This window comes from Pseudomonas sp. B19125 (assembly GCF_044218855.1).
Lineage (GTDB): Bacteria > Pseudomonadota > Gammaproteobacteria > Pseudomonadales > Pseudomonadaceae > Aquipseudomonas > Aquipseudomonas edaphica.
Genome location: NZ_CP162589.1, coordinates 4,068,444 through 4,093,140 on the forward strand (window position 1 = coordinate 4,068,444; position 24,697 = coordinate 4,093,140).

General features: G+C 59.0%; 20 protein-coding genes. 14 read left to right on the plus strand and 6 right to left on the minus strand.

Annotation, left to right across the window (positions count from 1 at the left end):
- Nucleotides 1-32: 32 nt before the first annotated feature.
- Entirely contained in the window at nucleotides 33-533 is a 501-nt protein-coding gene (tpx, locus tag AB4P96_RS18355) for a thiol peroxidase (RefSeq protein WP_017135058.1), read from the minus strand.
- Nucleotides 534-691: 158 nt separating this feature from the next.
- Between tpx and AB4P96_RS18360 the strand changes: the two genes are divergently transcribed.
- The 11 genes from AB4P96_RS18360 (at nucleotide 692) to AB4P96_RS18410 (ending at nucleotide 16,571) form a co-directional block, all read left to right on the plus strand.
- Nucleotides 692-1,981 (plus strand): glycosyltransferase, encoded by a 1,290-nt coding sequence (locus AB4P96_RS18360; protein WP_170038431.1) that lies wholly within the window; start codon nucleotides 692-694, stop codon nucleotides 1,979-1,981.
- Nucleotides 1,982-2,053: 72 nt separating this feature from the next.
- Entirely contained in the window at nucleotides 2,054-2,971 is a 918-nt protein-coding gene (locus AB4P96_RS18365) for an AraC family transcriptional regulator (protein ID WP_099548264.1), read from the plus strand.
- Between the two features lie 176 nt (nucleotides 2,972-3,147).
- Nucleotides 3,148-7,485 carry a dermonecrotic toxin domain-containing protein gene (locus AB4P96_RS18370; protein ID WP_395599904.1) on the plus strand — a complete coding sequence of 1,446 codons (4,338 nt, stop codon included), beginning with the start codon at nucleotides 3,148-3,150 and terminating at the stop codon, nucleotides 7,483-7,485.
- A gap of 317 nt (nucleotides 7,486-7,802) precedes the next feature.
- Entirely contained in the window at nucleotides 7,803-9,086 is a 1,284-nt protein-coding gene (locus AB4P96_RS18375; RefSeq protein WP_395600987.1) for an ABC transporter substrate-binding protein, read from the plus strand.
- A 166-nt stretch (nucleotides 9,087-9,252) separates the two neighbouring features.
- On the plus strand, nucleotides 9,253-10,143 hold the full coding sequence (locus tag AB4P96_RS18380; protein ID WP_017135054.1) for a carbohydrate ABC transporter permease: 891 nt from the start codon (nucleotides 9,253-9,255) through the stop codon (nucleotides 10,141-10,143).
- A 10-nt stretch (nucleotides 10,144-10,153) separates the two neighbouring features.
- The gene (locus AB4P96_RS18385; RefSeq protein WP_056859282.1) at nucleotides 10,154-10,984 is read left to right on the plus strand and encodes a carbohydrate ABC transporter permease; all 831 of its coding nucleotides are present in this window, start codon (nucleotides 10,154-10,156) and stop codon (nucleotides 10,982-10,984) included.
- Nucleotides 10,985-11,006: 22 nt separating this feature from the next.
- Complete coding sequence (locus tag AB4P96_RS18390) at nucleotides 11,007-12,110, plus strand: ABC transporter ATP-binding protein (protein WP_138453615.1); 1,104 nt, start codon at nucleotides 11,007-11,009, stop codon at nucleotides 12,108-12,110.
- Nucleotides 12,111-12,126: 16 nt separating this feature from the next.
- Nucleotides 12,127-13,608 (plus strand): mannitol dehydrogenase family protein, encoded by a 1,482-nt coding sequence (locus AB4P96_RS18395; RefSeq protein ID WP_395599905.1) that lies wholly within the window; start codon nucleotides 12,127-12,129, stop codon nucleotides 13,606-13,608.
- Nucleotides 13,609-13,777: 169 nt separating this feature from the next.
- On the plus strand, nucleotides 13,778-15,259 hold the full coding sequence (gene xylB, locus AB4P96_RS18400; protein WP_395599906.1) for a xylulokinase: 1,482 nt from the start codon (nucleotides 13,778-13,780) through the stop codon (nucleotides 15,257-15,259).
- Nucleotides 15,260-15,271: 12 nt separating this feature from the next.
- Nucleotides 15,272-16,210 carry a carbohydrate kinase gene (locus tag AB4P96_RS18405; RefSeq protein ID WP_395599907.1) on the plus strand — a complete coding sequence of 313 codons (939 nt, stop codon included), beginning with the start codon at nucleotides 15,272-15,274 and terminating at the stop codon, nucleotides 16,208-16,210.
- Between the two features lie 100 nt (nucleotides 16,211-16,310).
- Complete coding sequence (locus tag AB4P96_RS18410) at nucleotides 16,311-16,571, plus strand: DUF2790 domain-containing protein (protein WP_099548257.1); 261 nt, start codon at nucleotides 16,311-16,313, stop codon at nucleotides 16,569-16,571.
- A gap of 73 nt (nucleotides 16,572-16,644) precedes the next feature.
- On the opposite strand, the gene AB4P96_RS18415 is transcribed toward AB4P96_RS18410, so the two are convergent.
- Complete coding sequence (locus tag AB4P96_RS18415) at nucleotides 16,645-16,911, minus strand: DUF1652 domain-containing protein (protein ID WP_017135047.1); 267 nt, start codon at nucleotides 16,909-16,911, stop codon at nucleotides 16,645-16,647.
- A gap of 223 nt (nucleotides 16,912-17,134) precedes the next feature.
- Entirely contained in the window at nucleotides 17,135-18,157 is a 1,023-nt protein-coding gene (gene ilvA / locus AB4P96_RS18420; RefSeq protein WP_177034847.1) for a threonine ammonia-lyase, biosynthetic, read from the minus strand.
- Nucleotides 18,158-18,432: 275 nt separating this feature from the next.
- On the opposite strand from ilvA, the gene AB4P96_RS18425 reads away from it, so the two are divergent.
- Together AB4P96_RS18425 and map are read left to right on the plus strand one after the other, a co-directional pair.
- A complete protein-coding gene (locus AB4P96_RS18425) occupies nucleotides 18,433-18,633 on the plus strand; it encodes a ParD-like family protein (protein ID WP_017135045.1) in 201 nt (66 codons plus the stop codon).
- Entirely contained in the window at nucleotides 18,633-19,382 is a 750-nt protein-coding gene (map, locus tag AB4P96_RS18430) for a type I methionyl aminopeptidase (RefSeq protein WP_017135044.1), read from the plus strand. The genes AB4P96_RS18425 and map overlap by 1 nt, the downstream gene beginning before the upstream one ends.
- Nucleotides 19,383-19,638: 256 nt before the next feature.
- Here the strand turns inward: map and AB4P96_RS18435 are convergent, their stop codons facing one another.
- Together AB4P96_RS18435 and AB4P96_RS18440 are read right to left on the minus strand one after the other, a co-directional pair.
- A complete protein-coding gene (locus AB4P96_RS18435) occupies nucleotides 19,639-20,577 on the minus strand; it encodes a magnesium transporter CorA family protein (RefSeq protein ID WP_170038443.1) in 939 nt (312 codons plus the stop codon).
- 6 nt (nucleotides 20,578-20,583) lie between these two features.
- Entirely contained in the window at nucleotides 20,584-22,170 is a 1,587-nt protein-coding gene (locus AB4P96_RS18440; protein WP_395599908.1) for a RimK family protein, read from the minus strand.
- A 94-nt stretch (nucleotides 22,171-22,264) separates the two neighbouring features.
- Between AB4P96_RS18440 and AB4P96_RS18445 the strand changes: the two genes are divergently transcribed.
- The gene (locus AB4P96_RS18445) at nucleotides 22,265-23,365 is read left to right on the plus strand and encodes a GNAT family N-acetyltransferase/peptidase C39 family protein (protein WP_169988523.1); all 1,101 of its coding nucleotides are present in this window, start codon (nucleotides 22,265-22,267) and stop codon (nucleotides 23,363-23,365) included.
- Here the strand turns inward: AB4P96_RS18445 and sfnG are convergent.
- The gene (gene sfnG / locus AB4P96_RS18450) at nucleotides 23,349-24,434 is read right to left on the minus strand and encodes a dimethylsulfone monooxygenase SfnG (RefSeq protein ID WP_395599909.1); all 1,086 of its coding nucleotides are present in this window, start codon (nucleotides 24,432-24,434) and stop codon (nucleotides 23,349-23,351) included. The two genes, AB4P96_RS18445 and sfnG, sit on opposite strands and share 17 nt — an antisense overlap.
- Nucleotides 24,435-24,697 lie beyond the last annotated feature (263 nt).

Sequence of the window (24,697 nt, forward strand, 5' to 3'; positions counted from 1 at the left end):
TACTGCAAAATGACAGTAATGCGCCGAAACAGTTACTTCAAAACAGCCAGGGCTGCTTCGTAGTTTGGCTCTTGGCCGATTTCAGGCACCAGTTCGCTGTGCAGCACGTTGTTGTTTTCGTCCAGTACCACCACGGCACGGGCGGTCAGGCCTTGCAGCGGGCCATCGGCCAGGGATACGCCGTAGTCTACGGCGAAGTCGGCGTTGCGAAAGTCCGACAGGCTCAGCACGTTGTCCAGGCCTTCGGTGCCGCAGAAGCGCTTCTGGGCAAACGGCAGGTCAGAGGAGATGCACAGTACAACGGTGTTGCTCACGTCGTTGGCCTGGGCGTTGAATTTGCGTACCGAAGTGGCACAGGTCGGGGTGTCGACGCTTGGGAAGATGTTCAGCACTTTGCGCTTGCCGGCGAACGTTTCCAGGGTCGCCTCTGACAGGTCGACGGCGACAAGATTGAATTCTGGAGCGGTGGAACCGGTTTTCGGCAATTCGCCTTCAACCTGGACAGGGTTACCACGAAGGGTGACTTGAGCCATGAACGGAATCCTTATGCTGGGTTTTGGTTAAACGAATTCGAGAGGCCGAAGTTAACCACAAAGTGCAGTGACTACCTACCACCGGACACAAATTGTCATGCCCCGCAGGTGTGGTTTAATTGCGCGTTTTTTGCCCGCCCTTCAAGGATCTGCTTTAGATGAATCAGCCCGCCACCAAAGTCCTGGTCATAGGTTATGTCTGGCCGGAGCCCCGCTCCTCAGCCGCCGGCGGGCATATGATGCAGATTCTGCAGAGCTTCCTGGACCAGGGTTGGGACATTACCTTCAGCAGCCCGGCGACTATTGGTGAACACAAGGCCGACTTGCCTGCCCTGGGCATCGCCGAGTGCGCCATCGAGCTCAACAACAGCAGCTTCGACGATTTTATCCGCGCGTTAGCCCCGGATATCGTGTTGTTCGACCGTTTTATGATGGAAGAGCAGTTCGGCTGGCGTGTGGAGCAATGCTGCCCCGATGCCCTGCGCGTGCTTGAAACCTCCGATTTGCAAAGCCTGCGCGATGCGCGCCATCAGCGTTTCAAGGCCCACCTCAAGGCTCACCCCGACAGTGACGACTTCAGCGCACTGTTCAAGCCGGCCCTGCAGGAAGCGTTCCAGTGGATGGCCGACACCGACCTCGCCAAGCGCGAGATCGCCGCCATTTACCGCTGTGATATCAGCCTGATGATTTCCGATGTGGAAATCCGCCTGCTCACCGAACAATTCAAGGTGCCGGCCGCCCTGCTCCACTGGTGCCCATTGATGCTGGAACCACCGGTTGAAGCCTTTGCGCCGTTTGAAGACCGCGCGCACTTCCTGAGCATCGGCAATTTCCGCCACGCGCCCAATTGGGATGCGGTGCTGTGGATGAAGAGCAGTTTGTGGCCGTTGATCCGCCAGCAACTGCCGGGCGCACAGCTGCATATCTACGGTGCCTACACGCCCCCCAAGGCCACCGCCCTGCACAACCCGGCGCAGGGTTTTCACGTGATGAATTGGGCTGAAGATGCGCTGCAGGTCATGGCCGCGGCCCGTATCTGCCTGGCGCCACTGCGTTTCGGCGCCGGCATCAAGGGCAAACTGATGGATGCCATGCTCTGCGGCACGCCAAACATCACCACGCCGATTGGCGCCGAGGCCATGGGCGACGATCAGCCATGGCCCGGTACCATCGAGCAAAGTGCCGAGGCCCTGGCCGCTGCCGCCGTGGCGCTGTATCAAGACCGCGAGCGTTGGACCCAGGCCCAGGAAGACGGCCGCCGATTGCTGGCTCGGCGCTACGACCAGAGCCTGCATGGCCCCGCCCTGGTGGCTTGCCTGGAACACTGCCGCAGCCGCCTCGCCGCCCATCGCCGGGACAACTTCACCGGCAGCATGCTGCGTCACCATGCGCATAAAAGTACCCAGTACATGTCGCAGTGGATCGAGGCAAAAAACCGCAGCGTATAAAGGATGACGCTAGCGAGGTTGCGCGCAAGGGGGCATTATCCTGTGCAGCAACCACAATAAAGCGACGGCAGCATGACCCGAGCAATGCGCATTACCGACCCTTCCTACGAGTTGATGGACGATCACAACGGTCTGTCCATCATCTATCGCCAGCATGGTTTCCCCTGCCCGTTGGTGCGCTGGCACTTCCACAAGGAATACGAGCTGCACCTGATCGTCGCCAGCTCGGGCAAAGTGTTTATCGGCGACTACATCGGTAACTTCTACCCCGAAAGCCTATTCCTTACCGGCCCCAACCTGCCCCACAACTGGATCAGCCAGGTGGAGGAAGACGAGGTGGTGCCCAAGCGCGACATGCTGGTGAATTTCACCGACGAACTGTTTGAACAGGGCAGCCCCGTGTTTGCCGAACTCAAGACGCTGGCGCCGATGCTGGAACGGGCGCAGTACGGCATCGAGTTCCGTTGCAAAAAAACCATCGCCCAAGCCATGACCTTGATGCAGCGCATCGAAGACGCCCAAGGTATAGCGCGCCTGGGGCACTTCTTTATTCTGCTGGAGGTGTTGAGCGCCTGTGAGGATTACCAACTGCTGTCCGGCGGGACGACACCGCAAGTGGCCGACGAGCACAGCATCGATCGCACCAACCGCGCGGTGGACTATATCTTTGCCCACTACGCCCGCGAATTGTCGCTGGAGGAAGTGGCGCAGTACCTGGGGATGAAGCCGACGTATTTCTCACGGGTGTTTAAACAAGCCACTGGGCGCACGTTTATAGAGTTTGTTAACCGGCTACGCATCAGCAAATCTTGCGAGCTGCTGGCCGATGGCGACAAAGCCGTGACGGATGTGTGCTTTGAGTCGGGTTTTAACAATATTTCCAACTTCAACCGGCGTTTTCAGCAGCTCAAGGGCATGACGCCGTCCCATTACCGACGTCTGGCGGTGCAACGGCTCACGGATCAGAACCTGACGCCGATAGGCGCTTAGCACTTCAATTCGAGGGCAGCAGGCCTTAATGGGCCATTTGCTGAGATACGCCTCCCGCCCGTCTCGTTTAAATCCCGCAATACAAGGGGCGGAACACATTCCTTCTCGCGACCAACAAGCTACCAGCCCGCAGCCTGACTGCTTGCTCACCCAACGTCGCCAAATCGGAATGCCCCATGAGAAGTTACCTGACGCACTCACCCCTGACCGTTGCTGCCCACCCCCCAAGCCCATCCCCTGCGCCCGTTGAGGGGCAACCGAATAAAGCGCGGATACGGCGCAGCACATCGGCTGACGTAATCTCCCTGGAAGTACAAAAAGCCGCCCAGACCTTGGTACGCCAGGCGGACGCCGACCTGGCCGGAAAATTCGCCACCGCCTTGATGGAACAGGTCAATTCAAATAGCACAGGCCGCCAGCAGCCCATCGCCTCCGGGGTAGTCTCTGCTATTCCCGCCAACTCCACGTTCGGACAACTCTGGGCACAGCTTACTCACACACTCAAGAGCGAGCCGTTTGCCACGTTTGCAAAAAATAACCACATTGATCTTTCAAACCTGAAAGTGACGCCCAGCGGCTGGCTGGATTGCACCGTTAACGGCAAGCGCAGGACCTTTTCCAATTACGAAACAGGCTTTGAGCAAGCCACTGTCGACGTTTTGATCGCTGCCCGCAAACTGAGCCCTGACAACAAGTCGTTTGTATACGTAGACGAACACAGCGCCACTACGCGTGCTGTCGGTAATTTTTACGGCGTGCAGGTTCCCAATACAAAAGCCGCGACGCTCGCGGATATCCGTCAATTGCAGGAGAACATGAGGTTCCCCTCCGTGTTTTCTCCTGACGCCAACGCACCACGCCCCCGCCGACACGAATACCGGCACGCCAGGCAAATGCAGGACGAAGCAGAGCAGGACCTCGCACTTCAGATGGTTCGGGAGCCGGGGAAATTTCCTCCCCAGCAGGGTCAAGCTGGCATTCCTCAGCTCGCGCCGCCAAACCCTGCCCAACCGGCCACAACGCCGGTGCAAACGCCAACCGCCACCACTGAGCCGGTGGCCGCCATTGCGCGCCGTCAGTTTGCCGGTGAGCCCAATGTTTACTCGGTGGTCGCGCGCGCGCTAAGCGATAGGATAAAGGACGCGGCCCCCGCACTGGACGTCGACGTCAACCAGATCTCTATTGAAACGCCCGATCCGGACACCCCTGGTGCATTCAAGCGAACACAATTAATGGCACGTGTCTTCGACTACTTGACGGGTGGGGAGGCCCCGCGCTTCACAGGCACCGATAGGGCTTTTGACACACGTCCTGATCTATTGGCACGGACGGGCAACTCTGCCGACACCCCGCTCGATCTGGATTTGTCAGCGTTGAGCAGTATCATAAATGCATTGCCGGCTCGACTGAACCACTACTACGAAACGGCCATGGGTGAATATTGGGATAAGCCGGCCTTCGCTGGAGGCACTGATGCGGGTGCTGCCTTTACCGGCAGCCACAGGGCATTAGTTAGTCGAATTCTGCGAAGCAACTTGCAACTGGCCAGTCTGAAACAACCCGGCCTGGATGATGAGCAGCGCAAGACCATAGACATGGTCGCAAGACATCCCGAAGAAGCCACACGCCCCGCCCCAACTGACCCCAACTCATCAGGGGCCACCGTCTATAGCCTGGTCGGTACAGCGCCAAAGATGGTGATTCATCGCTACTTGGCGAACATAAATCGCGACATTCTTCTATTAGTGGAGCCCAGCGGGAAAATCACCCCGTTTAAGAGCTGGGATGAACTCAACGGCTTGGGTGCTCTGAATGACAGGCTGACCGGCAATATGTTCAGCGCCCAGGCCGACATCATCATCGATCAGCACCTGGGCGACAGTTTGTCTGCGCCTTCAACGCCCTCAGGCACAGACGACTCGACGAAGGAGACCATCCCTCTGCCCGACTGGATGAGCAAAGCCGGCGAAGCCGAACGTTTTGTCATGCATGAACTCAGCCTGGGATTGGCAAGCACTCACCAAACTAACCAAGGCCGCAGCTACAACAGCGGCATTGAGGACATTCGCAGTTTTGCGCAGCATCGATTTGACAGCCTGCCCGAAAACCAAAAGCTGACGGCGCACGCGGCCGCCAACCTTGAGGTGGTCTTCAAAGTGCCTTATGGAACGCTGAACTCCGGCTTCATTGACCGGCAAACCATGAGCCTGACGGACATGCTCCTCAATAACTTATCGGGGCTGCCTAATGGCCAGATAGAAGTCTTTTTCAAGACAGGGCTCAAAGATGAGAACGGTGCAGAAATAAAAGTCAGAGTGCCCACACTGGAAAAAGAAGGTGTGCTCAAGCAGCTAGTTGACGAGCTCGATATTGGCAAAACCTATACGGATTTGCTCAAAAAACAATTGCTCGACGACCCCAGCGAAAAAGCGCAGCGCCAGTCACTTTTCGCTCAGCAAGTGCCGCTCGAACTACAGTTCAAAGCCCTGGAACTGAGCATCAAGGGAGCGTCCGGTTTCAACGCAACAGGTTTCAGGTACATCCAGGAAGTGTTCAAGCCTGGCCTTGGCCCCAGGGTCGTTGATGGCAAGGAAATCGTCATCCGACCGCTGGCGTTTGATAATCAAGCCAATGGAAAGCCCGATGGGGTGGAAGGTGCCTATCTGATCGAACCCAAAGACACTACGACCGGCCCGCATATTCTGTATAGGCCGCTGATCAGCGATGCTCCGCTGCTGCAATTTCCAACCCGCCAGGCACTGCTGGAAGCCATACAGAACAAAGGCAAGCTGCAAAATGACATCCTCGCCTGGCTCCCGGATGAAAACACTCGAAAACTCTACAGCGGCGACGGTTTCAAGCATCCCAACCTGGTGATATTCGGTTTGAACCTGGGGTCCGTTCCCCTTAACAAGGCCCACCCTCTGGCCATCGATACCCGACTGCAGCAAACGTTACAGGAGGGAAAATTGCTGGAGCATCTGTACGAGGCCAATGCCCGGAACTTGATCACCCTGGCTGAGCACCAATCAACAACAGACGCTCAAAGCCGGTGGGCATCCCTCAAGGAGGGTGGTTTCCTGCTGCTCAATTCAGTGCTGCCTGTGCTGCGCGGCCCCGGCGCCATACTCGGCTTGATGATGCAGGCTCAAGGCATTATCAGCGACTTGGGCATCCTGCTCGACGATGACGCACAAAAGAAACAAGCAGCCCTGACCGATCTGCTGGTCAACCTGGCAACGTTGTTTATCCACTTCAAGGCACGCTCATTGTCGGAGCCCTCTTCCGTTACGTCGACAAGCCCGGCAACCGGCGCCAGCGTGATGGTAGATGAAGCAGTACCGCTCACCCCGCCCCTACAGCGCTTTCGGATGGGGGGGCCGCTGGAAAGGATCATACCTGTGGACGGGGAAATCCAAACCAACGTAGACACTTACAATCGTAAAGGCCAGGAAGTGAAGCGGCTGAATATCATTGGTCATGCCGCTAAGCCTGAGGGAGAGCAATCAGCGGTGATTGTCGCTGAAGGTGAACAAGTCTATACGGCTGAAAAACTCGATAATGAACTCTTTGGGCGGGGCATTAATATTCGAGATTACCCGGAAGTTCGCTTGCTGGTGTGCTACTCCGCCAAAGGGGGTGACAACTCTCTGGCGGCACAACTGCACTCGCTCACTGGCGTCCCGGTAAAGGGATATGAAGGCACAGTCGACGTAGGGTATATATCTGGTGTAGGCGTGGACCCGGAAGATATATACAAAACAGCCCTTGAAAAACTCAGAACCCAGCGTCCAGAATTTTCTGAAGCCGCCAGGAAAGAACTGGCAGAGATAGCGCTGAACAACCAATTAAGAGACATTGATATTTTTAACCATGTGGAAAAGAAGAGTGGTAAAAAAGTAAAAGTAAACTGGGGAACGATTCAAAATCCAATCTATGAAGAGGTGTCAGTCGACTACCGTCCCAAGCGCTTCGGACCGTCAAAGACCCGAACAATTGCGGGCACTGCAGAGGTTCAAGACACCTCAAAAGAACTGCATAACATGGGTGAATATAAAGCCTTCAAGGCGTTGCCCGAGGCTGACAAACTGAAAAACAGCATTGCTTTTACGACCTCGGAAGACGGTCAGTATGAGTACTTTCTGGACCGGACAGTGGGCAGCACGGAAATCAGACTAAACATCATCGGGCATGGTGATAAAGGCGGCGCTACATTCAAAAGCGATCTGAAAGGCGCAGCGTCCCACTCGCCTGAAGCATTTGCAAAATTGATTGCCCCCATGCTGAAAAAGACCGGGGCTACCCATATCAGGATGATCAGTTGCAAATCAGGCAGCACCGGCTTTTCGGAAGAACTCTCAAAACGCTTGAACGTGCCCGTCAAAGCGCCTGTGGGCACCGTCACTCAATTTGAAGTCATGAAAGACAGGTACTGGATTCTGGAGAAATTCCCGAACCCACGTCGCCCGCACGATCATGAGTGGAAGACATTTACACCTGCCACACCGGCCTAGTAGACCTCAACGCGCCAGTCCCCACTTATGCCAAGCCGTTGAATCACCCGGTTCAAGCCCCTGGTGGTTCAGCGGCTGACCAGGCCGGGCGTTGCTGAAAGGTTTCATGCAATCGATTGCCGAGTGCAAAAAAGTATCAGCTCAAGTGTGCCCAAGGATTTGTCACACGCCCATTTCAAGGCTGTAATCAACGCACACTCTTCCTGACACCTTGTGGGAAGACACAACAACAATAACTGTCATTCTGTAGCCCTCTGGGCACGGAAATGGAGTGCGCGATGAAGTTCACAGCAAAAGCACTGCTTGTCTCCACCTGCATGACCACCTGCATGACCCTCAGCGCCGTCAGCTTTGGCGCGCAAACCCTGACCATTGCCACCGTCAACAACAGCGACATGATCCGCATGCAGAAGCTCTCGAAAACCTTCGAGACCGAGCACCCGGACATCAAGCTGAACTGGGTGGTGCTTGAAGAAAACGTACTGCGCCAACGCCTGACCACCGACATCGCCACCCAGGGCGGCCAGTTTGACGTGTTGACTATCGGCATGTACGAAGCTGCACTGTGGGGCGCCAAGGGTTGGCTGGAGCCGATGAAAGACCTGCCGGCGTCCTACGACCTCGACGACGTGTTCCCTTCGGTGCGTGACGGCTTGTCGGTCAAAGGCTCGTTGTATGCCCTGCCGTTCTACGCCGAAAGCTCGATCACCTACTATCGCACCGACCTGTTCAAGGGCGCCGGGCTGAGCATGCCCGAGCACCCGACCTGGACTCAGATCGGTGAATTCGCCGCCAAACTCACCGACAAGAGCAAAGAGCAATACGGCCTGTGCCTGCGTGGCAAAGCCGGTTGGGGTGAGAACATGGCGCTGATCACCACCCTGGCCAACGGCTACGGCGCGCGCTGGTTCGATGAAAAATGGCAACCGGAATTCAACGGCCCTGAATGGAAGGACGCGTTGAACTTCTACGTCGACAACATGAAGAAATCCGGCCCGCCGGGTGCTTCCAGCAACGGTTTCAACGAGAACCTCGCGCTGTTCAACAGTGGCAAGTGCGCGGTCTGGGTGGACGCCAGCGTGGCCGGTTCGTTCGTCACCGACAAGTCTCAGAGCAAAGTCGCCGACAGTGTCGGCTTCACCTTCGCGCCGCACGAGAAGACCGACAAGGGCACCTCGTGGCTGTACTCCTGGAGCCTGGCCATCCCGACCAGTTCCAAAGCCAAGGATGCCGCCAAGGTGTTCACCACCTGGGCAACGTCCAAGGAATACGGCGAACTGGTAGCCAAGACCGACGGCATCGCCAACGTACCGCCTGGCACGCGCAAATCGACCTACAGCGACGAATACCTCAAAGCCGCACCGTTTGCCAAGGTGACCCTCGAATCGCTGAAAGTCGCTGACCCGACCAAACCGACGCTCAAGCCGGTGCCGTATATCGGTATCCAGTTGGTGACCATTCCTGAATTCCAGGCGATTGGTACCCAGGTCGGCAAGTTCTTCTCGGGCGCGCTGACCGGTCAGCAAACGGTGGACCAAGCCTTGACCGCCGCGCAGACCACCACCGAGCGTGAGATGAAGCGGGCGGGTTATCCCAAATAACTCAGCATCACCGCGATAAATGCTTTGTGTGGGAGCTGGCTTGCCTGCGATGCGGGCGACTCGGTCTGTCAGCCAGACCGATGTGATGCCATCGCAGGCAAGCCAGCTCCCACATTGAGCGCGCTCCGATTCTAGTTTTGCATGCCCCCGACTGGTCTTGATCCTAATGAATACAACACCCAAAAACCGCCTGGCCAACCCCGGCTGGTTCCTTGTCAGCCCCTCGGTGGCCATGCTGCTGCTGTGGATGATCGTGCCACTGGGCATGACCCTGTACTTTTCGCTGATCCGCTACAACCTGCTCTACCCTGGCGAAAACCAATTCGTGGGGTTGGAAAACTTCACCTACTTCATCACCGACTCGGGCTTCCTGCCTGGCGCCACCAACACCCTGTTACTGGTGGGCAGCGTGTTGCTGATCAGCGTGGTGTTCGGCGTGTTGATCAGCGCGTTGCTGGAGGCCAGTGAGTTCCTGGGCCGCGGCATCGTGCGGGTGATGCTGATTTCGCCGTTCTTCATCATGCCCACCGTCGGTGCGCTGATCTGGAAGAACCTGATTTTCCACCCGGTGTCGGGGATTCTCGCCGCCGTGTGGAAGCTGTTCGGCGCCGAACCCGTGGACTGGCTGGCGCACTACCCATTGCTGTCGATCATCATCATTGTGTCGTGGCAGTGGCTGCCCTTCGCCATCCTGCTGCTGATGACCGCCATGCAGTCCCTCGACCAGGAACAAAAAGAAGCCGCGCGCCTGGACGGTGCCGGCGCCATCGCGATCTTCTGGCACCTGACCCTGCCCCACCTGGCCCGCCCGATTGCCGTGGTGGTGATGATCGAAACGATCTTTTTGCTCTCGGTCTTCGCCGAAATCTTCACCACCACCAACGGTGGCCCCGGCTACGCCTCGACCAACCTCGCCTACCTGATCTACAACCAGGCGCTGGTGCAGTTCGACGTGGGCATGGCCTCGGCCGGCGGCTTGATTGCCGTGGTCATCGCCAATATCGCGGCGATCATCCTGGTGCGGATGATCGGCAAAAACCTGACTGACAAGCCTTGAGGGCCGCGCCATGACGCTTCAACAATCCCGCCGCCTGCAAAGCCTGCTGCTCGGCACGTTGGCCTGGGCCATCGCAATCCTGATTTTCTTCCCGATCTTCTGGATGGTGCTGACCAGCTTCAAGACCGAAATCGACGCGTTCGCCACGCCGCCGCAGTTCATCTTCACGCCGACGCTGGAGAACTACCTGCACATCAACGAGCGCAGCAACTACTTCGCCTACGCCTGGAACTCGGTGGTGATCTCGTTCAGCGCCACCGCCCTGTGCCTGCTGATCTCGGTGCCGGCCGCCTACTCCATGGCGTTCTATGAAACCAAACGCACCAAGGGCACCTTGCTGTGGATGCTGTCCACCAAAATGCTGCCGCCAGTGGGCGTTTTGATGCCGATCTACCTGCTGGCCAAGAGCCTTGGCCTGCTGGATACGCGCATTGCGCTGATCATCATCTACACCCTGATCAACCTGCCGATTGTGGTGTGGATGGTGTACACCTACTTCAAGGACATCCCCAAGGACATCCTCGAAGCCGCGCGCCTGGACGGCGCCACCCTGTGGCAGGAAATGGTCCGCGTGCTGCTGCCGATCGCCAAGGGCGGCCTGGCCTCTACCGTGCTGCTGTCGCTGATCCTGTGCTGGAACGAGGCGTTCTGGTCGCTGAACCTGACCTCCTCGAATGCCGCGCCGTTGACAGCGCTGATCGCCTCTTACTCCAGCCCCGAAGGTTTGTTCTGGGCCAAATTGTCCGCCGTTTCGACCCTCGCCTGTGCGCCGATCCTGATCTTTGGCTGGATCAGCCAAAAACAGCTGGTGCGTGGCTTGTCCTTCGGCGCAGTTAAATAATAATTCCAAGCGGAGGCCCATCATGGCCAACCTGAAAATCAAGAATTTGCAAAAAGGCTTCGAAGGTTTCTCGATCATCAAGGGCATTGACCTGGAAGTGAACGACAAGGAATTTGTGGTGTTCGTCGGCCCGTCGGGCTGCGGTAAATCCACCCTGCTGCGTTTGATCGCGGGCCTTGAGGAAGTCACCGAAGGCACCATCGAACTCGATGGCCGCGATATCACCGAAGTCACCCCCGCCAAGCGTGACTTGGCCATGGTGTTCCAGACCTACGCGCTGTACCCGCACATGAGCGTGCGCAAGAACATGTCGTTTGCCCTGGACCTGGCCGGCGTCGACAAGAAGCTGGTGGAGAGCAAAGTCAGCGAAGCGGCGCGCATCCTCGAACTCGGCCCGTTGCTGGAGCGCAAGCCCAAGCAGCTTTCCGGCGGCCAGCGTCAGCGCGTGGCAATCGGCCGTGCGATCGTGCGTAACCCAAAGATTTTCCTGTTCGACGAACCGCTGTCCAACCTCGACGCCGCCCTGCGCGTGCAGATGCGCCTGGAACTGGCGCGCCTGCATAAAGAGCTGCAAGCCACCATGATTTACGTGACCCACGACCAGGTCGAGGCCATGACCCTGGCCGACAAGGTGGTGGTACTCAACAGCGGCCGTATCGAGCAGGTCGGCTCGCCGCTGGAGCTGTACCACCAGCCGGCCAACCTGTTTGTGGCGGGCTTTCTGGGCACGCCGAAAATGGGCTTCCTCAAGGGTAAAGTCACCCGTATTGAAAGCCAGGGCTGCGACGTGCAATTGGACGCCGGCACCCTGATCAGCCTGCCATTGAGCGGTGCCAGCTTGAGCGTGGGCAGCGCGGTGACCCTGGGGATTCGCCCCGAGCACCTGGAAATTGCCGCGCCTGGGCAAACCACCCTGACCGTCACCGCCGACGTCGGCGAGCGCCTGGGCAGCGACACCTTCTGCCACGTCATCACCGCCAACGGCGAGCCGCTGACCATGCGGATTCGTGGCGACATGGCCAGCCAATACGGCGAAACCCTGCACCTGCACCTGGACCCGGCGCACTGCCATCTGTTCGACACCGATGGCGTGGCCGTGGCTCGTCCACTGCGCGCTGCCGCCTGATTTCGCGAGACTTGTGATGAAACTGAATAAACAGAACCTCACCCAATTGGCGCCGCAAGTAAAAATTCCGGCCTACGCCATTGCGAGCACCTCCCAGGGCATCGCGCATATCGGCGTCGGCGGTTTCCACCGTGCGCATCAGGCGTATTACACCGATGCGCTGATGAATACCGGCGTTGGCCTGGACTGGAGCATCTGCGGCGTCGGCCTGCGCAGCGAGGACCGCAAGGCCCGCGACGACCTGGCCGGCCAGGATTACCTGTTCACCCTGTATGAACTGGGCGACACCGACGACACCGAAGTGCGCGTGATCGGCGCCATCAGCGACATGCTGCTGGCCGAAGACGGCGCCCAGGCGCTGATCGACAAGCTGGCCAGCCCTGAGATTCGGATTGTCTCGCTGACCATCACCGAAGGCGGCTACTGCATCGATGACAGTAACGGCGAGTTCATGGCGCACCTGCCGCAGATCCAGCACGACCTGGCGCACCCTAATGCACCGAAAACCGTGTTCGGGTTTATCTGCGCCGCACTGACCCAACGCCGCACCGCCGGGACCCCGGCGTTTACCGTGATGTCCTGCGATAACCTGCCGCACAACGGCGCCGTCACACGCAAGGCCCTGCTGGCATTTGCCGCCCTGCACAACGCCGAGCTGCATGACTGGATCAAGGCCAACGTGAGCTTCCCGAATGCCATGGTCGACCGCATCACGCCGATGACCAGCACCGCCCACCGCCTGCAACTGCACGATGAGCACGGCATCGACGACGCCTGGCCAGTGGTGTGCGAGCCGTTCGTGCAATGGGTGCTGGAAGACAAATTCGTTAACGGCCGCCCGGCGTGGGAAACCGTCGGTGTGCAGTTCACCGATGACGTCACGCCTTACGAAGAAATGAAGATCGGCCTGCTCAATGGCAGCCACCTGGCCCTTACCTACCTGGGTTTTCTCAAGGGTTATCGGTTTGTGCACGACACCATGAATGACCCGGTGTTTGTGGCCTACATGCGTGCCTACATGGACCTGGACGTCACGCCAAACCTGGCGCCGGTGCCGGGCATCGATTTGACCCAGTACAAGCAGACGCTGGTGGATCGTTTTTCCAACCAGGCGATTGCCGACCAGTTGGAGCGTGTATGTTCCGATGGCTCGTCGAAGTTTCCCAAGTTCACCGTACCGACCATCAATCGCTTGATTGCCGATGGGCGTGAGACTGAGCGCGCGGCGTTGGTTGTCGCCGCCTGGGCGTTGTACCTCAAAGGCGTTGATGAAAACGGCGTGACTTACAAGATCCCCGATCCACGCGCCGAGTTCTGCCAAGGGCTGGTGAGTGACGATGCGCTGATCAGCCAACGCCTGCTGGGTGTGGAAGATATTTTTGGCAAGGCTATTCCCAACTCGGCTGAGTTTGTGGCAGCGTTTGAGCGGTGCTTTGTCAGCTTGCGCGACAACGGCGTCACCGCAACACTGCAGCAACTGCTGAAAACACCCGATTAAAAATGTGGGAGCTGGCTTGTGTGGGAGCTGGCTTGCCTGCGATAGCATCACCTGGGTTTGACTGATAGACCGAGGTGCTGGCATCGCAGGCAAGCCAGCTCCCACACAGACCAGCGTCCACATTTAATCGGGCTATCAATCCAAGAATAATACTGCTGAGCACTCCTTCATGACCCAGCAAAACCTGTACCTCGGCATCGATTGCGGCACCCAGGGCACCAAAGCCATCGTCCTCGACGCGTCCAGCGGCAAGGTCCTGGGCCTGGGCGCCGCCGCGCATACGCTGATCAGCGGCGCCAATGGCCGTCGCGAACAGCACACCCAGGAATGGCTGGATGCCTTTACCGAAGCCACTCACCGCGCCCTGCAACAGGCTGGCGTGGACGGCCAGGACATTCTCGGCATCGGCGTCTCCGGCCAGCAGCACGGGCTGGTGCTACTGGACGAGCACGGTGAGGTGCTACGCCCGGCCAAACTCTGGTGCGACACCGAAACCGCCCCGGAGAACGACCGCCTGCTGGCGTACCTGGGCGGCGAAAGCGGCTCGCTGGAACGCCTCGGCGTGGCGATTGCGCCGGGCTATACCGTGTCGAAACTGCTGTGGACCCGCGAACAACACCCGGACGTGTTCGCACGCATCGCGCATATCCTGCTGCCCCACGACTACCTCAACTACTGGCTCACCGGCCGCGCCGTGGCGGAATACGGCGATGCGTCGGGCACCGGCTACTTCAACGTGCGCAGCCGCGAGTGGGACGTGGCCCTGCTTACGCACATCGACCCGAGCGGGCGCCTGGAAAAAGCCCTGCCCGCGTTGATTGCGGCGAATCAAGCTATCGGCAGCATCCTGCCGGCCATCGCCGAACGCCTGGGGATCAACCCCAATGCCAAGGTGTCCAGCGGCGGCGGCGACAACATGATGGGCGCCATCGGCACCGGCAATATCGCTCCCGGCGTGATCACCATGAGCCTGGGTTCGTCCGGCACCGTCTACGCATTTGCCGACCAGCCGAATGTCAGCCCGCAAGCCTCGGTCGCGACCTTCTGTTCGTCCAGCGGTGGCTGGCTGCCGTTGATCTGCACCATGAACCTGACCAACGCCACCGGGGTGATTCGCGAGCTGTTCGAGCTTGACCTTGCGACCTTCAACAGCCTGGTTGCGCAAGCGCCGATTGGCGCCGATGGCGTGAGCATGCTGCCGTTCCTCAATGGCGAACGCGTGCCCGCCCTGCCCCACGCCACCGGCAGCCTCCACGGGCTGACCATGACCAACCTGACCCGCGCCAACCTGTGTCGCGCGGTGGTCGAGGGCACCACCTTCGGCCTGCGCTACGGCCTCGACCTGCTGCGCCAGACCGGCCTGCAAAGCCACAGCATCCGCCTGATCGGCGGCGGCTCGAAAAGCCCGGTGTGGCGGCAAATGGTCGCCGATATCATGAACACCGAAGTGGTGTGTACCGAACAAAGCGAAGCCGCTGCCCTGGGCGCGGCGATCCAGGCGGCGTGGAGCCAGTCCGGCGACACCCTGGCCAGCCTGTGCGACAAATGTGTGAGTGTCGACCCAAGCAGCCGCACGCTGCCGGTGGCGGCCAATGTCAGTGCCTATCAACAGGCTTACGAGCGCTATCAGCAGCTCGTGGCAACCCTTTAAGAGCGAACGACTATGTATCTGGTGTGTGGCGAAGCGCTGTTCGATTTTTTCAGCGAGGAGGATGCCAGCGGGCAGGCTTCCAGGGTCAATTACAAGGCCATTGCCGGTGGTTCGCCGTTCAACGTGGCCGTGGGTTTGCGCCGCCTGGGCATTGAGTCCGCGCTGTTGGGTGGCGTGTCCAACGACTTCCTTGGCCAGCGCTTGCTGCAAGTGCTCAAGGACGAAGGCGTCAGCCAGCAGTTTCTGCTTGAGTTTGCCGCGCCAACCACCCTGGCGATGGTTGCCGTGGGCGCCAACGGCTCACCGCAATACAGCTTTCGCGGCGAAGGCTGCGCCGATCGGCAATTGACGCTTGAGCATCTGCCGACCTTGGGCGATGAGGTTCGTGGCGTGCATATCGGCTCGTTTTCGCTGGTGGTGCAGCCGATCGGCGACACCCTGCTGAGCCTGGTCAAACGCGAAAGCGGCAAACGCCTGATCAGCCTGGACCCCAATGTGCGGCTCAACCCGCAACCGGATATCCAGCTGTGGCGTGAACGCGTAGCCGAGTTGGTCAAGCATGCCGACATGATTAAAGTCAGCGATGAAGACCTGCACCTGCTCTACCCCGACCAGTCGCCCGAGAGCGTGCTGCAAGGCTGGTTGCAGCACCGTTGCCAATTGGTGTTCCTCACCCGTGGCGGCGATGGCGCCAGCGTGTTCAGCCGCCAGCACGGCAGTTGGTCGCAACCTGCGGTCAAGGTGGAGATGGCCGATACGGTGGGCGCTGGCGACACCTTCCAGGCCGCGTTGATTGCCTGGTTGACCGAGCAGCAGCTGGATTCCATTGACGGCCTGCAACAGCTGACACGCGCGCAGATCGACAGCATGCTGGGCTTCGCGATCCGCGCCGCCGCGCTGACCTGCAGCAAGACCGGGCCGGACCTGCCATATCGCCAGCAGTTGGGCTGAAGCCTGGGTTTCATGAAGGTTTTGTCAGCCAAGGCAAAATTAATCGATGGTTAATCCCGCAAGCCGAGAGTGAATTCGAACTCACTTGCGGAGCACCACCATGAAACTGCGTACCTTGTTATTCACCGCCACCTTGGCCCTTGCCGCGGTGTCGGGGATGGCCCAGGCCGACACCGCCGCCAAGCCTGTGCAGTATCAATACGGCATGCCCTTGAACGTCGACAAAGTGATCGCCATGCACGAGGAAGACACCGACGTGTGCAAGGTGATCAACGCCGATATCAAGTTCGTGGACAAAGCCGGGAAGATCGAAGATGTGGGCTACCGAAAAATGTCCGAAGCCTGCGATTTTCAGAATTGAAACACACCGCATTGGGCCTGGCGTTTACCAGGCCCACAGGTCGTCGGTGAATCACTCTCAAACACTTGGCTGACTAGTAGCCGCGCCCCGCCACTCTTTGCTGAGCAGGCGCTTGAGTGTGCTTGAGGTCTTCGCGCAACCCGCTGATCAGGTTGCAAATGGCTCGACTGCTGTCGAGTTTTTCCGCGTTGATACCTTTGACTTCCAAATCCACCCGGTCACGGTCGCGGTCGTCATACACCTTGATCGTCAACGAGGCGTCTTCGGCTTTGGTGCATTCGCACCGCTTGGGCAGGAAACTTCCTTCAATAATACTGCGTAGCTCTAGTTCCGAAAGCATGGCCAACCTCTCCTTTTTTGAGACTGCCAACAGATTTTTGTGTGTCCGGCAGGCGCAGGCCCACCACGTCTTACCGACCTTGGCAGACGTTTATAGTCAATAAGCCTACTCGGCAAAGTCCGTTGCTGTTGTAACTTTTCCTCATAAGCACAACGGCGCGTTATATAAGCCGGTTCGTGTAGCCAGCATCCTCGTCGAACCGCGTCGATTAAACGTTTATGCACTAAGTTACACTTTGCGCCGCTACTCTCTCCGCAACATGTCGCAAACTATCAAAGTTGATATTGGCCCCTGAATTCACTGCCACCAAGGTCTGCCCGCGCACGCCGTTTTGGGTGACGTACTTGCGAACGCCCGCCACCGCCAGTGCGCCTGAAGGCTCAGTGATGGAGCGCGTATCGTCGTAGATCAACTTGATGGCGCTGCACAGTTCGTCATTGCTGACGGTGATCACTTCATCGACCCAATCGCGGCAGATCTCAAAGCCATAGGCGCCGATCTGCGCCACCGCGGTGCCATCGGCAAACCCGTCGACACTGGGCAGCACCACCCGCTCACCGGCGCGCAAGGCAGCCAGCAGACAACTGGAACCCTCGGGTTCGACGCCGACAATGCGCACCTCGGGCCGCAGGTATTTGACATAGGCGGCAATCCCGGCGATCAGGCCGCCGCCGCCCACCGGCACGAAGATCGCGTGCAGCGGGCCTTGCTGCTGGCGCAGTATTTCCATGGCCACTGTGCCTTGGCCGGCGATCACATCGGGGTCATCGAACGGCGAAACAAAGGTGCAACCCGACGCCTCGGCCAACTGCAATGCGTGGGCCAGGGCAAACGGAAAGCTTTCGCCACGCAATACCGCCTCGGCGCCACGGGAGCGCACGCCCAGCACCTTCAATTCCGGCGTACTGCACGGCATGACGATGCGGGCCTTGATGCCCAGTTCCCGCGCCGCCAATGCCACGCCCTGCGCATGATTACCCGCCGAGGCGGTCACCACCCCACGGGCTTTCTGCTCATCGCCGAGTTGCACCAGTTTGTTGTAGGCGCCACGGATCTTGAAGGAAAACGTCGGCTGCAAATCTTCCCGCTTGAGCAGCACTTGGTTGCCCAATAGCGCCGACAACGCAGGCGCCGATTGCAAGGGCGTGCGCACTGCCACGTCGTAAACCGGAGCGGCGAGGATCTTTTTCACGTAGTGCTCAAGCAGCCCGTTATTGGCGGTTTGCGCGGCGCGGTGGGTACTCATGGGCGTCTCCTGGTGTTGGTGTGCTGCCCAGGAGTCGGAAAAACAAAACCCGCCTCTAGGGCGGGTTTGGGTGCAGCCGTGTGCTATCCCGCCAAATGAGGAATGGCGGTAATAATAGTGCTCGGCTGGCGGCGCAAGGCTGGAAAGGTCATGCACCGAAATTAACCGGCGGTGGCTGGGCAAGTCAATGGCCTGTGGCCATTTAGCGGGTTGGGGTTTACGAGAGATATACGAAACGTATACGCTTTGTATATCCATCTAACACAGTGAAACCCATGGGCATCGTCAAGATTACCGACCAACTGCACGAACAGCTTCGCCTGGCCAGCGCCGCCATGGACCGCTCCATCAATGCCCAGGCCGAGTTCTGGATCAAGATCGGCCTGTTGGCCGAACTCAACCCGCACCTGCCCTACAACGAGCTGATCAACAAGCTGTTGCTGGACAAACCCGACCTGATCCGAGGGCGCGGCTGATGATCAAGACACCCGCACAACTGGCCGTGATGCGCGAATCCGGACGCCTGCTGGCCCAGGTATTCAGCATGCTCGACGGCTTTGTCGCCGCCGGACGTTCGACCCTGGAGCTGGACAGCGCCGTCGAAGCCTTCATCCGCAACGAGCTCAAAGCCCGGCCGGCGAGTCTTGGGCAATACGACTACCCCTTTTGCATCAACACCTCGATCAACGAAGTGGTGTGTCATGGCATGCCCAGTGCCAAGGATGTGTTGAAAGACGGCGACATCATCAACATCGACATCACCCTGGAAAAAGGCGGTTTTATCGCTGACTCCAGCAAGATGTACATGATTGGCAGCGTGGCGCCCAAGGCCCGGCGCCTGGTGGAACAGACCTTCGAAGCCATGTGGGCCGGCATTCGCCAGGTCCGCCCCGGCGCACGCCTGGGCGATATCGGCCATGCGATCCAGAGCCATGCGCAAGCCAACGGCTACAGCGTGGTGCGTGAGTATTGCGGCCACGGCATCGGCCGGCAGATGCACGAGGAACCCCAAGTGCTGCACTTCGGCCGCCCCGGCACCGGGCTGGAACTGCGCGAAGGCATGGTGTTTACCATCGAGCCGATGCTCAACCAGGGCAGCGCCAAGGTGCGCGACCTCAAGGATGGCTGGACGGTGGTGACCAAGGACAACAGCCTGTCGGCGCAGTGGGAACATACCGTGGCGGTGACGGCGGACGGCTTTGAAGTGCTGACGCTGCAACCGTAAACCTGTGGGAGCTGGCTTGCCTGCGATAGCATCGACTGTGTGTCACTGACACACCGCTTGCACAGGAGCGCTGTTGTGGCGAGCGGGCTTGCCCCGCGTTGGGTTGCGCAGCAGCCCCAGTAATGGCACAGGGATGTTTCCTGAAAGAACTCAGCGCCTGGTTTGGGGCCGCTTCGCAGCCCAACGCGGGGCAAGCCCGCTCGCCACGAAGGAGTTTGGCCACCTTACCTGTCAGTTCCCACAAACTGCAATGTGTTCACGCGCGGCTGGCGCCGCCTGCGATGCGCTTGAGCCCGAACACCATCAACCCCGCCCCAACGCCCATCGCCACCATCAACAGCGGGTATGACACCCACCACGGCGTGCCCGCCGTCATCATGCTGAACTCCGACATGCCGCCCACGCTGGCGATCAGGTTGAGCGGCAGAAACACCACGTTGATCAACGTCAGCTTGCGCAGCAGGTTGTTCATGCTGTTGTTCATCAGGTTGCCGCGTGCATCGATCAGCCCGGAAAACACGTTGGAGTAGATCTCCGCCTGCTTGTAGCACTGGTGGTTCTCAATGATCAGGTCATCGATCAACCCCAGCACCTCGGCGCTGAAATGCTCCTTTTCCGCGTGGTTGCGCAACCGCGACAACACCGCGCCATTGCTGTGCAGCGCGTTGATGTAATAGATCAGGCTTTCACTGAGGTTAAACATCTGCATCAGGTGCTGGTTGCTCATCGACGCATTGAACTGTTGCTGCAACTCCCGCGCCACCAGCTTGATCACCTTGAGGTGGCCCAGGTAGTGGTGAATGTTGTTAAGCAGCAGATCAAGCAGCACATCCAGCGGCGTATGCAACGGCCGACGCGCGCCGAGCCCGGAGAGTGGGGTGTCATCCGTGGCGATCACCAGCAGGCGGCCGGGTGAAAACAATAGCCCGCAGGAGGCCACTTCGAACATCAGGCTGCCGCCGCCCGAGTAGTTCTCCGGGCGTTTCCAGATCAGGAACAGGTTATCGGGGTGAAACTCGATGCGTGAGACTTCATCTGGGTCAAGCGCCGAAGCCAGGGCGTGCTCGTCGAGTTTGTGATGGTCGCGCAACCACTCGCGCTCGGCCGCGTCCGGGTTGTTGAACAGCATGATTGCAGCGTCGTCCTTGTCCGCCTTGCACAGTTTTCCGTCGGTCAGTTCAAAGCGCTGAATCATCGCGCGTCACCAGCCCTGGCCCTGGCGTTTCAACTCCAATCGCCGTACAAACTCCTCGAGCACCAGCGCATACAGGTCGTCTTGCAAATAGGCATCTTCGATACCGGCGTCCATATTGGGGTTGTCGTTGACCTCGATCACCACCACTTTGTCGCCGGACTGCTTGAGGTCGACACCGTAGAGGCCGTCGCCGATCAGGTTGGCGGTTTTGACCGCCAGTTCCACCACTGCCTTGGGCGCTTCATGAACCGCCAGGGTGCGGCATTCGCCGTTTATGTCCTGGCCGATAGCCTTGTGGTTATAAATCTGCCAGTGGCCCTTGGACATGAAGTATTGGCAGGCAAAGATCGGCTTGCGGTTGAGCACACCGATGCGCCAGTCGTACTCGGTGTAGAAAAACTCCTGGGCCAGCAGCAGCACAGAGTGTTCGAACAACTCGGCGGTGGCCTTGAGCAGGGCTTCCTGGCTTTCCACCTTGATTACGCCGCGCGAGAAGCAGCCGTCGGGGATCTTCAACACCAGCGGGAAACCCAGGCGCTCGCCGACCCTTTCGAAATCTTGCGGTCGCTCCTTGTAGAGAATCTCGGTGGCGGGCATGCCCAGTTGATGGCTGTTGAGCAGGTCAGTGAGGTAGACCTTGTTGGTACAGCGCAGGATCGATGCCGGGTCGTCCATGACCACCAGGCCTTCGCTTTCGGCTTTTTTGGCGAAGCGATAGGTGTGGTTGTCGACACTGGTGGTCTCGCGGATCAGCAAGGCGTCGTACTCGGCCAGCCGTGAGTAATCCTTGCGCTCGATCAGTTCCACATCGATGCCCAGCCCTTTGCCGACCCGCACGAAGTTTTCCAGGGCGCGAGCATTGGACGGCGGCAGTTGCTCCTGCGGGTCGTGAAGAATCGCCAGGTCATACCGCGCCAAGCGGCGTGAGCGCGGCTGGCGCCAGATCTTGCGGCTGAAGTTGTCGAGGGCGTGGGCGAACTGGTCTTCCTGGTCATCGCGCAACTTGTGCAAGACCCCGGACTTGACCCCGTCGATGTGCCAGCCATTGTGTTTGCGAAACTCAACTAACAAGATCGGGCACGGGAAGGTTTCAAATAACTGGCGGGCCAACTCTTGCAGCGGCTCTATATTGGTTCGACCAAAATAAAGTGTCAGGGTAAAGCCTTCGGTATTGCTGTAAAGGTGATGACTCAAGGCTTTATCGAGGGTTTTATCCAGGTCATCCAGTGACAAGCCATACAGCGACTTTTTAGTCAGTTCACTGATGGTGCGTACCGACGGAATCACCTTGTGGCCGCGCGCTTCGGCCAACAACGAGCAGTAGTAGCCGTGCCCCAGATACTTGTAGCTGCGGCACAGGTTGATCACCTGCACACGCTTGCCCGTCTCGCTTTCACGGGTTTGTTCAAGGTATTCCTGGGCGGTCACGATGTCTTCGCTGGGGAAGTAAGAGGCCCAATCTTCCTTGCGTTCGACAATGATCACCACTTGGCTGGAACCTTTGCTTGCGACCGAAAAATAACCGCTGGAAGTTATTGTCGCCGCGACGTTTTGCTCGGATACTTCACGCCAATGACCTTGTACCGCTGACATAATATTTGATCCGCTTTAGAGAACTCGACCTTTTCTATTAAGCACGATCTTTTAGAGAAGTCCCGTTTCGTTACGCAACTTTTACGGCGGTTATATGGCTCTTTCCTTTCGCGTTGCAACCCCTGCTGATGTGCCTGAATTGGTCGCACTGGAACAGCACTGTTTCACCACCGACCGGCTCTCGTTGCGCAGTTTCCAGTGGATGATCAGCCGTGCCCATGGCCAGTTGCTGGTGGCGGAAAATGATGCGCAGTTGCAAGGTTATGCACTGGTGCTGTTCCATCGCGGCACTTCATTGGCGCGCCTGTACTCCATCGCCATCGCCGAGCGTGCGCGCGGCATGGGCTTGGGCAAGCAATTGCTGACGCGCATCGAGGCCTGCGCCCTGGAACATGATTGCGCCTATCTGCGCCTGGAAGTACGCACCGACAACCCCGGCGCCCTGGCGCTGTACGAGCGCAACGGCTATCGCCGCTTTGCGCTGATCAATGACTATTACGAAGATCACACCGCCGCTATTCGACTGGAAAAACGCATCCTCCAGCACCAGGTCGCACGCCCCCAGAGCGTGCCGTATTACCAACAGACCACCGACTTCACCTGTGGCGCCGCGTGCTTGCTGATGGCCATGGGCGCGTTGCTGCCTGGGCGCGTGGCCGGGCGGCGCGAAGAACTGCAGATCTGGCGTGAAGCCACCACCGTGTTCATGACCGCAGGCCATGGCGGCTGCAGCCCGCAAGGCTTGGCGTTGGCGGCCTGGCGCCGGGGTTTTCGGGTGCGTATGCAGGTGAATGTGCGCGGGCCGTTGTTTCTGGATGGCGTGCGCGACCAGCACAAAAAGGACGTGATGCGCTTAGTGCATGAGGCGTTTGAAGAGGAATTGGTCGGCAGCGACGTCGAACAGGTATTCGGCGGCGCGCTGGATTTACCGCAGGTATTGCAGGCCGGCGGGCAGCCGCTGGTACTGATCAGCAGCTACCGCCTCACCCGTTCCAAGTCGCCACATTGGGTGATGGTCACCGACTGCGATGAAGAGTTCGTCTACCTGCACGACCCCGACGTGGACCACAGCCAGCATCGCCAATCCCTGGACTGCCAGCATCTGCCGGTCAGCCATGGGGAGTTCGAGCGCATGTGCCGTTTTGGCAATAACAAATTGCGCGCGGCCGTCGTGTTGTTTAAGCCACCTGCTTGACGCCGGCCTTGGCTTCCAGCTCGCGCACCAGCGGCAGGACGCGCTGGCCGAAGTATTCGACCTCTTCCTGAAAATGCAGGAAGCCGGCCAGTATCAGGTCCACGCCCACGGCCTTGAGCGCGACAATGCGCTCGGCGATCTGCTGCGGCGTGCCAATCAGGTTGGTCTTGAAGCCGTCGTTGTATTGCACCAGGTCTTCAAAGCTGGACTTGGCCCAGTTACCCTCGCCTTCCGGTGAGGCCTTGCCCGCCTGTTTGGCCGCATCGCCAAACGCATTCACCGCTTCGGGGTCGGCCTTGTCGATGATTTCGGCGAGCACGGCGCGGGCTTCTTCTTCGGTGTCGCGGGCGATCACAAACGCGTTTACACCCACTTTCACCGAGTGGTGATTGGCCGCGGCCTTGATGCGGAGATCGTCAACCTGGGCCTTGATGCCTTCGGGCGTGTTGCCGTTGGTGAAGTACCAGTCCGACACGCGTGCCGCCATGTCCCGCGCCGCCCGTGAGCTGCCGCCCTGGAACACTTCCGGCTGGCCGAGTGGCTTGGGTTTGAGGCTGTAATTGTTGAAGCGGTAGAAGTCGCCCTTGAAAGTGAAATCGTCCTGGCTCCAGATGCCTTGGAGGGCACGGATAAACTCCTCGGAACGGCGATAACGTTCGTCATGTTCCAGCCAGGGTTCGCCGATGGCCTGGAATTCGCCCTTGAACCAGCCACTGACGATATTCACCGCGATGCGCCCATTGGTGAGCTGGTCGATGGTCGCCAGCTGCTTGGCCGCCAGCGCCGGCTGCCAAGGGCCAGGCAGGATCGCGGCGATCACCTTGAGCCTAGTGGTCGCCGCCAGCAACGCATGGCTGAACGCTACAGACTCATGCTGATTGTCGGCACCGTAGCCGGCGGTGAAGCGAATTTGCGTCAGGCCATATTCGAAGCCGGCCGCCTCGGCCAACTGCGCGAGCTTGCGGTTGTAGTCGATGCCCCAGTGCGTGCGCTGTTCGATCTTGCTGACCACCAGCCCACCGCTGACGTTGGGCACCCAATAGGCAAATTTCACGGCTTGCTGACTCATCTGGCAGTACCTCGCACGAAAGAAGGATGTAACCAGGCTTGAGCAGCAAGCGTGCCAGACATCATCAAAGCGCCACCCCACGGGCGTTGCGGCGTATATCGCTGTGGTTTTTGCCAAGCCGGCGAATGTCGCGGATGGCCTTGTTTTGTCGATTTACTGTTGCTGGGGCAACAGCAGTTTGGATCCATCCCCAGTAAATACGGGCTGCGCCGCCCGGCACGGACTGTGCAATCAGCTCACCATTGATCACTGCCCAGGAGCCG